Origin of the sequence: Micromonospora sp. KC721, assembly GCF_004348355.1 — a bacterium.
Taxonomy (GTDB): domain Bacteria; phylum Actinomycetota; class Actinomycetes; order Mycobacteriales; family Micromonosporaceae; genus Micromonospora.
This window is the reverse complement of record NZ_SMJY01000046.1, coordinates 23,948-33,456: the sequence shown is the minus strand read 5'-3', so window position 1 is coordinate 33,456 and position 9,509 is coordinate 23,948. Positions and strand designations below refer to the sequence as shown.

9 protein-coding genes and 1 tRNA gene are annotated in these 9,509 nt (G+C 74.2%); 7 read left to right on the top strand and 3 right to left on the bottom strand.

Annotated elements, in window-relative coordinates; all coding sequences use genetic code 11:
- Positions 1-292 precede the first annotated feature (292 nt).
- Entirely contained in the window at positions 293-463 is a 171-nt protein-coding gene (locus E1182_RS31055) for a hypothetical protein (RefSeq protein ID WP_165942581.1), read from the top strand.
- A gap of 19 nt (positions 464-482) precedes the next feature.
- Here the strand turns inward: E1182_RS31055 and E1182_RS32160 are convergent, their stop codons facing one another.
- The 3 genes from E1182_RS32160 to E1182_RS11205 form a co-directional block, all read right to left on the bottom strand.
- Positions 483-1,157 (bottom strand): flagellar biosynthesis protein FlgA, encoded by a 675-nt coding sequence (locus tag E1182_RS32160; RefSeq protein ID WP_243706166.1) that lies wholly within the window; start codon positions 1,155-1,157, stop codon positions 483-485.
- A 674-nt stretch (positions 1,158-1,831) separates the two neighbouring features.
- Positions 1,832-2,191, bottom strand: a complete 360-nt coding sequence (locus E1182_RS11210) for an FmdB family zinc ribbon protein (RefSeq protein WP_132263800.1) — start codon at positions 2,189-2,191, stop codon at positions 1,832-1,834.
- A 61-nt stretch (positions 2,192-2,252) separates the two neighbouring features.
- Positions 2,253-2,906, bottom strand: coding sequence for a 5-formyltetrahydrofolate cyclo-ligase (locus E1182_RS11205; RefSeq protein WP_243706164.1), 654 nt, complete (start codon positions 2,904-2,906; stop codon positions 2,253-2,255).
- Between the two features lie 82 nt (positions 2,907-2,988).
- Between E1182_RS11205 and E1182_RS11200 the strand changes: the two genes are divergently transcribed.
- The 6 genes from E1182_RS11200 (at position 2,989) to E1182_RS11175 (ending at position 9,473) form a co-directional block, all read left to right on the top strand.
- Positions 2,989-5,127: a diguanylate cyclase gene (locus tag E1182_RS11200; protein ID WP_207921356.1), complete on the top strand. Its 2,139-nt coding sequence runs from the start codon at positions 2,989-2,991 to the stop codon at positions 5,125-5,127.
- Between the two features lie 9 nt (positions 5,128-5,136).
- Entirely contained in the window at positions 5,137-6,090 is a 954-nt protein-coding gene (locus E1182_RS11195; RefSeq protein ID WP_132263786.1) for a UTP--glucose-1-phosphate uridylyltransferase, read from the top strand.
- A complete protein-coding gene (gene glp, locus E1182_RS11190) occupies positions 6,087-7,382 on the top strand; it encodes a gephyrin-like molybdotransferase Glp (RefSeq protein WP_132263784.1) in 1,296 nt (431 codons plus the stop codon). Before E1182_RS11195 ends, glp begins: the two co-directional genes overlap by 4 nt.
- Before the next feature lie 81 nt (positions 7,383-7,463).
- The gene (locus E1182_RS11185) at positions 7,464-8,072 is read left to right on the top strand and encodes a GNAT family N-acetyltransferase (protein ID WP_132263795.1); all 609 of its coding nucleotides are present in this window, start codon (positions 7,464-7,466) and stop codon (positions 8,070-8,072) included.
- A 177-nt stretch (positions 8,073-8,249) separates the two neighbouring features.
- Positions 8,250-9,032, top strand: a complete 783-nt coding sequence (locus tag E1182_RS11180) for a hypothetical protein (protein WP_207921355.1) — start codon at positions 8,250-8,252, stop codon at positions 9,030-9,032.
- A gap of 367 nt (positions 9,033-9,399) precedes the next feature.
- A tRNA-Ala gene (locus E1182_RS11175) sits at positions 9,400-9,473 on the top strand.
- Positions 9,474-9,509 lie beyond the last annotated feature (36 nt).

The window sequence follows — 9,509 nt, the reverse complement described above, 5'->3', positions numbered from 1 at the left end:
GCCCGTGGTTGTCGGGTGTGCCGACCCCGACCCCGGCGTCGCGTTGCGGGGGCGGGGGCGGTGGCGGAAGAGCTCTGTCGGAGGTGGGCGACGCCGGGCCGGATTCCTCCGGCGGCCGTCGCCAGTAGTCGTCCTCGGGGCTGGCACCGCTGGGCGTCGTCACGCCGTCCGACGCTACCAACGCACAGCGCGGAGGGCCGTTCGACGGGCCCGTTCCGCCGGGGTGGGCCGTACCGCGTCTTGTCGCCGGTCGGCGCGCTTTCGATCGAAACCTGGGCTAGTCTTGCCGATCGTGAGCACCCTGGACCCAGGCGTACGTGACGACGACCGTCCTGTCGATCTGACCGAGGATTTCGTGGTGCTGCCCGAGCAGACGGTCGACGACACCGACCACGGCTGGGGCGAGCACGGCCCCGGCAACGATACCTGGCTGCTCGCCGAGCGTCCGCCGCACTGGGACTGATTTTGGCCCTCGGTGCCGCTCAGCCCCGGACGACTACCGTGAAGCGGCTCCCCTCCGGCTGGCTCACCGTACGCCGCGCCTGCTCGGGCCGGAGGGCCAGGTAGAGCGCCGAACCGCCGTCCCCGACATCGGCACCCACCACGTCGAGCACCAGCGCCTCGGGTGCCAACAGCACCGCCTCGACCACCCCCCGCCCGGCCGGTACGACCAGCAGGTCGACGCGGGCACCGGGCCGGAGAACGGAGAGCGCGGCCGGTTCGGCGAGCCGGACCGGAACGCCCACCGCCCCGGGCGGCAGCGGCAGCCGGCCGGCCCCGCCGTCACCCGCCGAGCTGCCTGCCGCCCCGGCCCCGGGTCCCGCTGTCGACCCGGCCGACCGGGCTTGCGGCGCGGTTGCCGAACGGACCGACCGGCCTCCCGACGCGGTTGCCGAGCTAGCCGACCCGGCCTGCGACGAGATGACGCCGCCGCTGTGTCGCGCGTCCGACGCGCCGTCGATTGGCTGGCCGGACGGTGGAACGGCAGCCGCCGACGGACCGGGCTCGGGCGCGGAGCAGCTGTCGGCACCGTCCAGCACGAGTGCGGCGAGCCCGAGCAGCACGGCGACCATTCCCGTCCGCAGCAGCGCCCCGTTGGTCGGCAGGCGGGGCCAACGCACCGGGCGCAGCGAGTCTGCCCCCGTCTGGAACGCCACGACACCACCTCCGACCCTCACCCCGTCACGGCGCGGCGGCCCATCCGCGATCATTCACCACCACTCACGATGTCCCGCGATCGCTCACGTCCCGCAGTTGCTTCGCCAAGCCTGCCGCTGCCCGTTGTCCGGTTCGTACCGTAGGCCGTCGCCGGGCTCGTTGCGCCCCTGCGGCGACGGCCTGTGGACAACCAAGGGACCTGTGGATAACGCCCATCGGCGGACTGGATCTGCTAAATGCCGATGCTCGGTCGAGCCGAGGCGGGGCCTGCCCCCGGCACTGCCGATCTCGGCCGCCGACCCAAATGATCCACTCCGCTTGCCGCGGGTTGGGCTGTCCGAATGGAGTGGACAGCGCGGTATGGCGCAGCTGAAGTCGAGGGCCGGGTTCAGGGCAGGGTGCCGGGCGGATGGGCCCCGTCCGGGCGCCACACCGACAGGCGGTCGACCTTGGTCATGAGGCGGCCGGGTGCGGTGGGACGCTGGTCAGCGGAGCCGGTCGCTCGGCCGGCTTGATCGACTCCGCTTGCGGCAGGCCGGGTGGTCCGATGGTCGTGCCGGGTGACCCGGTGACCGGAGCCCCGCCGACCAGGCGGCGGCGCGTGGCGCGCCGACCAGGGCCGGCGGGGCGTGTGGCGCGTCGGTCAGGAGGCGGCGGGGCGTGTCCGGGCCAGTCAGGAAGAGCTGGCGGTGCTGGCGGCCGCAGCCTTGCCCGCCGAGCTGGAGCCGTTGCCCGAGCCGGAGGCGCCGGCGCTCGACGAGCTGGCCGAGGACGACGCCGAAGAGTCCGACGCAGCCCCGCCCTCGGTCTTGGCCGGCTTGGCCGCGGTGCCGCCGCTGTTGCTCTCCGAGCCGGAGGAACGGGAGTCGGTACGGTAGAAGCCGGAGCCCTTGAACACGATGCCGACCGAGTTGAACAGCTTGCGCAGCCGCCCCTCGCACGTGGGGCACTCGGTCAGCGGCTCGTCAGAGAAGGACTGCACCGCCTCGAGCTGGTGGCCGCACGCGGTGCAGGCGTACTGGTACGTGGGCACGTTCTCCTCCGGATCTGGCACGGCCGGTTGGCACTCGACGTCTTCGAGTGCCAATGGTGCGTCATGGCACCCAGGTTCGTCCAGCGGACGTGGGAGGATCGACACCCGGTGCGTCGCCCAGCGTACGCAGGCCGCCCGACGGGGTGATCACGGCGCGTACCGGACGGTCGTGCGGCTGGGCGGGCAGCGCCTCGACCAGCTCGCCGTCGTGCAGCAGCGCCACGGTCAGCGTGGCCCGGGGAACCCGGGCCAGCGCCCGGTCGTACGAGCCGCCGCCGCGGCCCAGCCGCAGGCCCCGCCGGTCCACCGCCAACGCCGGCACGACCACCAGCTCGGCCCCGGCGACCGCGGATTCCCCCCGTCGTGGCCCGGCCGGCTCGCGCATCCCCCGCCCGGCCGCCACCAGCGCACCCGCTCCGGTGTACGCCGCCCAGTCCAGGTCCAGGTCGTCGCGGAGCACCGGCAGCAGTAGTTCGGCGTCGTCGGGCAGCGCGGCGCGTAGCGCCTCGGGCAGGTCCGGCCCGCCCGGTTCGGCACCGACCGGCACGTACCCGGTCATCCGGCGCGGGCGGAGCCGGCGTACCAGAGTGACCAGCTCGGCCACGACGGACGCGGCGGCGTCGACCCGCTGGGTGGCGGTCAGCGCCCGGCGGGCGGTCAGCAGTGTCACCCGGGCCTCGCGCTTGGCCGTCAGCTCATCAGAAAAATCCGGCACGCAACACTCCTGACGCAGCGTGGGCATATCGGTCGCTCTGTGTCAGCATCACAGGACGGGCCGGGACTTCCGGGGGGAAGCGTTGACGCTACGCGGGCGGTTGACGGCGGCCTTCCTCGTGGTGGTGCTCGGGCCGGTGCTGCTCGGCGCGGTCTTCGTCGGGGCCACCCTGAGCGCTGTCGAGCGCACCCGCTCCGCCGAACGCCTCGGGCTCGCCGCGTCGACCGTCCGCACCTCCGTCGACGCGCTCTGCCAGCGGTTGCGGGCCGCCGCCGACGCGGTGGCGTTGCGTGCCGACCCCGCCGCCCGGGCCAGCGCGGCCGGGCAGGTGGTCGGCCGGGGGCTCGCGGTCGCGGTCCTGGTCGCCGACGCCGCCGGCAACCCCACCTACGTCACCCCGGGCGCACCGCCGACCCCCTGGCACGACTGCGCCGGCGGCCCCACGTCCGGGCCGGTGCGGGCCCTCAGCGCCCGGGTCGACCTGCGTGACCCGGCCGGCGCGGCGCTCGGCTCGGTGGCCACCGCCCAGGTGGTCGACGCGGCGTTCCTGGGCCGGCTGGCCGCCGCCACCGGCGTCGCGGTCACCCTGCTCGACGGCGACGCGGACCGGGTCGCCTTCACCACCCAGGTCGAGGGCGTACGGGAGACGGTGCTGGCCGCCACCGGCGAGCAGGTCACCGCGACCCCCGGCGGCCGGTACGCGCGCCGCCTCGACCCCTCGCCGGGGCAGCCCCTGCCGCTGGTCATCTCCGTGCCCGGCGAGCGGTCGGCCGGGCTTCCCGTGGGGCCGCTCGGCGCGGTGCTGCTCGCCGTCGTGCTGGCGGTGCTGGCCGCCTGGCGGCTGGGCCGGGTGACCACCCGGCCGCTGGTCGAGTTGGCCGCCGCGGCGGACCGGTTCGCCCGCGGCGATCTGACCGCCCGGGTGCCGGTGCGCAGCCGGGACGAGATCGGCCGGCTGGCCGCGGCCTTCAACCGGATGACCCGGGAGACCGCCAGCTACGTGGCGGCGCTGACCAGCAGCCGGGACCAGCTACGCGGGCACCTCGCGGTGCTCGGCGACACCCTGGCCAGCACCCACGACCGGCAACGCATCCTGCGGGTGATCCTGCACAGCGCGATCGCGGCCACCGGGGCCCGGGCCGGGGCGGTGCTGCTGCCCGACAGCGGCGACGTGCTGGTGGGGCGGTGCGTCGAAGGACTACCGGTGGACGAGCCGCTGCGGGTGCCGGTCGGTACCGGGCTGATCGGCCTGGTGGCGGCCACCGGGCAGGCACGCCGGGGTCGGCTCGATCCGGCGAGCATCCCGGCGGGGGAGCCGTGCTGCGAGACGTACGTGGCGGTGCCGTTCGCCGCGCCCGCCGCCGACCCGGCGGTGGGGGTGCTGATCCTGTACGACCGGCTGGGCGGCGCCGAGTTCGACGACGACGACCTGGCCACCCTGCGCACCTTCGCCGGGCACGCGGCGGTGGCGGTGGAGAACGTGCGGGTCCACGAGGAGGCGCAACGGCTCTCGTTGACCGACCCGCTGACCGGGCTGTGGAACTACCGCTACCTGCGCGAGTCGCTGCGCCGTGAGGTGGAACGGGCCAACCGGTTCGGACGGATGTTGAGCATCCTCGTGCTCGACCTCGACCGGTTCAAGCGGGTCAACGACTCGTACGGCCACGCCGCGGGGGACGCCGTGCTGGCCGAGTTCGCCCGGCGGCTGCGCGGCGAGATCCGCGAGGTCGACCTGGCGTTCCGGCAGGGCGGCGAGGAGTTCGTGCTGCTGCTGCCGGAAACCGACGCCCGGGGCGCGGTGATCGTCGCGGAGCGGCTCGGCGCGGCGCTGCGGGACGCCCCGATCGCCGTCGCCGACGAGCTTGCCATCCCGGTGACCGTCTCCATCGGCATCGCCGTCTACCCGGACCACGCCGGCACCGGCCAGCAGGTGCTGGACGCCGCGGACGAGGCACTCTACGCGGCGAAGGCCGCCGGGCGCGACGGGTACCGGGTCGCCGGGCCACGGGTGTCCGCGCCGACCGAGGAGATTCCGGTGCCGGCCGGTCCGGCGAGCCCGGAGGACGGGCTGCCCAGGGCCGGTCCCGGGATCCGGTCGACGGCGGAGGGCACCGGCCGGCACGTCGCCGGGGCGTCCCGGCCCGCTTCCGGCGTGCCACGGCCGGCCACAGGCGGCGCGTCTTCCGGTCCTCACCCGTCGCGGCAGAGCCATGGCCGATAGTCTCGCGACATGTCGGAGCACTCAGCGAACCTCTCACCGTCCGCCGCGACCGGCCGTCCCCGGGCGGCCAAGGCCGTCATCCCGGCCGCGGGCCTGGCCACCCGGTTTCTGCCGGCCACCAAGGCGGTCCCCAAGGAGCTGCTGCCGGTCGTCGACCGGCCGGTGCTGCAGTACATCGTCGAGGAGGCCGTCCAGGCCGGCATCACCGACGTGCTGCTGATCACCGGTCGCGGCAAGACGGCCATGGTGGACCACTTCGACCGCCGGCCCGACCTGGAGGAACGGCTGGCGAAGAAACCCGAGCTGCTGGCCGCCGTCAAGCGCACCGAGGAACTGGCCGACGTCCACACCCGCCGGCAGCCGGAGCAGCTCGGCCTCGGTCACGCCGTCGGGTACGCCGAGCCGCACGTCGGCGACCAGCCCTTCGCGGTGCTGCTCGGCGACGAGTTCGTCAAGCCGTCCGAGCCGCTGCTGCCGGCCATGTTGGAGCTTCAGGCCCGCACCGGCGGTGTGGTGCTGGCTTTCTTCGAGGTCGACCCGGCCGAGACCAGCCGGTACGGGATCGCCTCGGTCGAGCCGGCCGAGGCGGAGCTGGCCGACGTCGGCGAGGTCGTCCGGGTCACCGGCATGGTGGAGAAGCCGAAGCCGGAGGAGGCGCCGAGCAACCTGGCCGTCCTCGGCCGGTACGTGCTGCCGGGGCGGATCTTCGACGCGATCCGGCGCACCGAGCCCGGCAGCGGCGGCGAGATCCAACTGACCGACGCGATGGAGCTGCTGCGCGCCGAGGGGGTGCCGGTGCACGCGATCGTCTACCGGGGCACCCGCTACGACACAGGAATGCCGCTGGGCTACCTGCAGACAGTGGTGCAGATTGCCGCCGAACGCGAGGATCTCGGCACGGAGTTCCGCAAGTGGCTGGTCGAGTTCGTCAACTCCGACGCGTCGGGCGGTCCTAGTACATGACCGCGACGGCCGACGCCGAGGCGGCCGCGAACGAGTTGACGCCGCTCGCCGACTACCTGGGCAGCGTGCTGCGCAGGTTACGCGCGCTGCCTCCGCTCGACCTCGACCTCACCCAGGCTTACGGCAACGTCCTCGCCGAGGACGTCGTCGCCCCGCACTCGTTCCCCGCCTTCGACCAGGCGGCGGTGGACGGGTACGCCGCGCGCTGGGAGGACCTCGTCGGTTACGGCCCGGCCCCCTCCGGGGGGTCGGGCGGCCGTACCGTGCGGTTGAACGTGGTCGGCGACCTGGGCGCGGCCAGCTGGCGGCCGGTGCGGCTCACCCCCGGCTCGTGTTTCTCGGTGGCCGCCGGGGCGCCGCTGCCCATCGCCGCGGACGTGGTGGTCCCGGTGGAGTGGACCGACCAGGGCATGGCCGCTGTGGAGATCTTCCGCACCCCCAAGCGGGGGTACGGCGTCCGCCGCGCCGGTGAGGAGCTACCCGCCGGCACCCTGCTGGCCCGCGCCGGCACGTACGTCTCGCCGGCGCTGGTCGCGGTGCTGGCCGCCACCGGGATCGGGCACGTGGTGGTCCGCCCGAGTCCGCGGGTGGTCATCGTGGCCACCGGCGACGAACTGGTCGACGTGGGCCGGGGCAGCCAGCCCGGCCAGGTGGTGGACGCCAACTCGCACGCCTTGACCGCCGCCGCGGCCGAGGCGGGCGCGCTGGCGTACCGGGTGGGCATCTGCGACGACGACCCGGAAGGGCTGCGCGGTCTGCTGGAGGACCAGACCCTGCGCGCCGACCTGATCATCACCACCGGGGGCACCGGCACCGGTCCGGGGGACATGGTCCGCCGGATCCTGTCCCGCCGGGAAGGTGGCCGCGCCGGCCCGGTCACCTTCACCGACGTGGCGCTCTATCCCGGCACCGCGCTCGGGTTCGGTACGGTCGGTGCCGAGGAGGTGCCGGTGGTGTGTCTTCCGGGCGAGCCCGGGTCGGCGCTGATCGGCTTCGAGGTGCTGGCCCGGCCCGCCATCAACCTGCTGGCCGGGGCCGAGCCGGTGTTCCGACCCAGCGTCCGGGCGCACCTGCTGGAGACCATCACGTCCCCCGGCGGGCTGCGGGAGTTCCGTCCCGCGCACGTCGCCGAGCGACGCGGCGGCGGCTACACCGTCCAACCGTTGCCGGGCGGACCGTTCACCCTCTCCGGACTGGCCGAGGCGAACGGGCTGATGGTCCTCGGTGAACGGGTCACCACCGCGGCGGCCGGCTCCACCGTGGACGTGCTGCTGTTGGACCGGCGCCGGTGATCGGCCGGCTGTCGCTCAACCGTGGGGGAGTGGGAGGCTGACCCGGTGAGCTGGTTCTCGGAGGCACCCGGCTGGCCCGCGGTGCTGGTGGACGGGCCGGTGGTGCTGCGACCGTACCGGCGCTCGGACGCGAGCGCCTGGTCGGAGGTGCGCCGCGCCAACGAGGCGTGGCTGTCCCCCTGGGAATCGCACCTGCCGGGCACCTGGGAGGAGAGCAACTCGCCGGCCGCGTTCCGCTACGTCCACGCCGACCAGCGCCGCTCCGCGCGCTCCGGTGAGGGGCTGCCCTTCGCGGTCTGCCTGCGCGAGGACGGCCGGGAACGGCTGGTCGGGCACCTCAACGTCGGCAACATCGTCCGGCGGGCGTTCTGTTCCGGGTACGTCGGGTACTGGGTGGACTCCCGCGTGGCCGGTCGCGGGATCATCCCCACCGCGCTGGCGCTCGCCGTGGACCACGCCTTCGGCCCGGGTGGACTGCACCGGGTCGAGATCAACATTCGTCCGGAGAACAAGCCGTCCCGGCGGGTGGTGGAGAAGCTCGGCTTCCGCGAGGAGGCGTACCACATCCGGTACATGCACATCGACGGCGCGTGGCGGGACCACATCGGATACGCGATGACCGGCGAGGAGGTGGCCGCCGAGGGTGGCCTGCTGGCACGCTGGCACCGGATCCGGACCGCCGGTGGGTGAGCCGTCCCACGCACGGGATCGGCGCGGCGTGCCGGCATCACATTCGACAGCCCGTAACCTCAGGTAACTGCAAGCTGCGGCAAGCGCTGCCAGCCCGTACGATCTGCGACCCGGACGACCGTCCAAGGAAGATCCTGCGGTGGTCCGGCGGTTGCCCCGAATTCGGTGACGGGAGGGGTGAGGGTGCCGACCTCGGTGCTCCTCGCCGTCCTCGCCGCCGCCGGCCTGCTCGCCCTCGCGCCGGCACTCGTCCGCCGGTACGACGCCACCGAGCGGTTGGTGGCGGAGCGGGCGCAGTCGACGGCGCGGGTGCTCCAGCGCCGCCGACGGCGGCGTACTGTGCCCGGCCGACGGCCGGTCAACCTCTCCCGCGCACTGGTGGTCACCCTCAGCGAGGATTCGGCTACCGGCAAGCTGGCCGCCCCCGCCCCCGTGCGCCGCTCCGGCCGACTGCGGGCCGTACCACCCCCGCCTCGGCGCGTCCGACGTCGGCCACCAGTGCGCCGGCACCACACTCCCGCCGTCTACCGCCGTCGCCGGGTGCTCGCCGCCCTGCTGCTGCTCAACGCCGTCGAACTGGTCGGCGTCGTGGTGGTCGGGCCCGGCTTCTGGATCAGCTTCTCGGTCACCTTCACGCTGCTCCTGGCGTACGTCGCGCACCTGCGCGCGCGGGCGGTGGCGGATCGGCGGCGGCGACGCCTCAAGGCTCGCGAGGCGGCCTGGCTGGCCGCGCGGCAGGCCGAGGTGCGGCGCGAGCAGGCTCGTCGGGCGGCGGCCCGCCGCGAGGCGCAGCGCCGCCTGGCGGCCCAGCGCGAGGCGGTACGCCGTACCGCCATGGGCCTCGGCCGCGACGGCGACCTACCGGCGGCGGCCAGCGGCGGCGGCTCGGTGATGTACCGCCGCGCCGGTGGCCTACGCGGTCGCCCCTACTCCTCCGGCCGCGGCTCCCACTCCGCCTGACGTACTGGGTGCTGGTCACTTACGCGCGACCCGGCGGTTTACGCGCGACCGGCGTTGACCGGCCTGCCCTCCGCGCTTCCAGTTGATCGACTCATCTCGGGTCGGCACGCTCCGCATTAGGTTGATTGACTCGCTTCGCGGCATGTTGCGGCAATCCAACCCCTCTGATATCGCAACCTGCGGCGATTCGTGAGTCGTCGGGTGGTGAACGGAAGCCGATCTTGGTGGCCGTCGGCCGCAGGGGCGTGTGGTGCCAAGATCATGCCGCGCCGAGGGGTGATTCGCTCCCGGGGTGGCCGGTCTGTTAGCCTTGTCGCCGGCCCGCCCGGTGAAAGCCGGGTGGGACCGACGCCGGTCCGCCGGCGGAGGGGCTGTGGCGCAGACCGGTAGCGCACCTCGTTCGCATCGAGGGGGTCAGGGGTTCAAATCCCCTCAGCTCCACCCAATTCAAAGGCCGTTTCCGTGACTCGGAAACGG

Coding starts and splice junctions, on each gene's coding strand:
- E1182_RS11195 (WP_132263786.1), top strand. CDS start 5,137: ATGTCGGAGCACTCAGCGAACCTCTCACCGTCCGCCGCGACCGGCCGT.
- glp (WP_132263784.1), top strand. CDS start 6,087: ATGACCGCGACGGCCGACGCCGAGGCGGCCGCGAACGAGTTGACGCCG.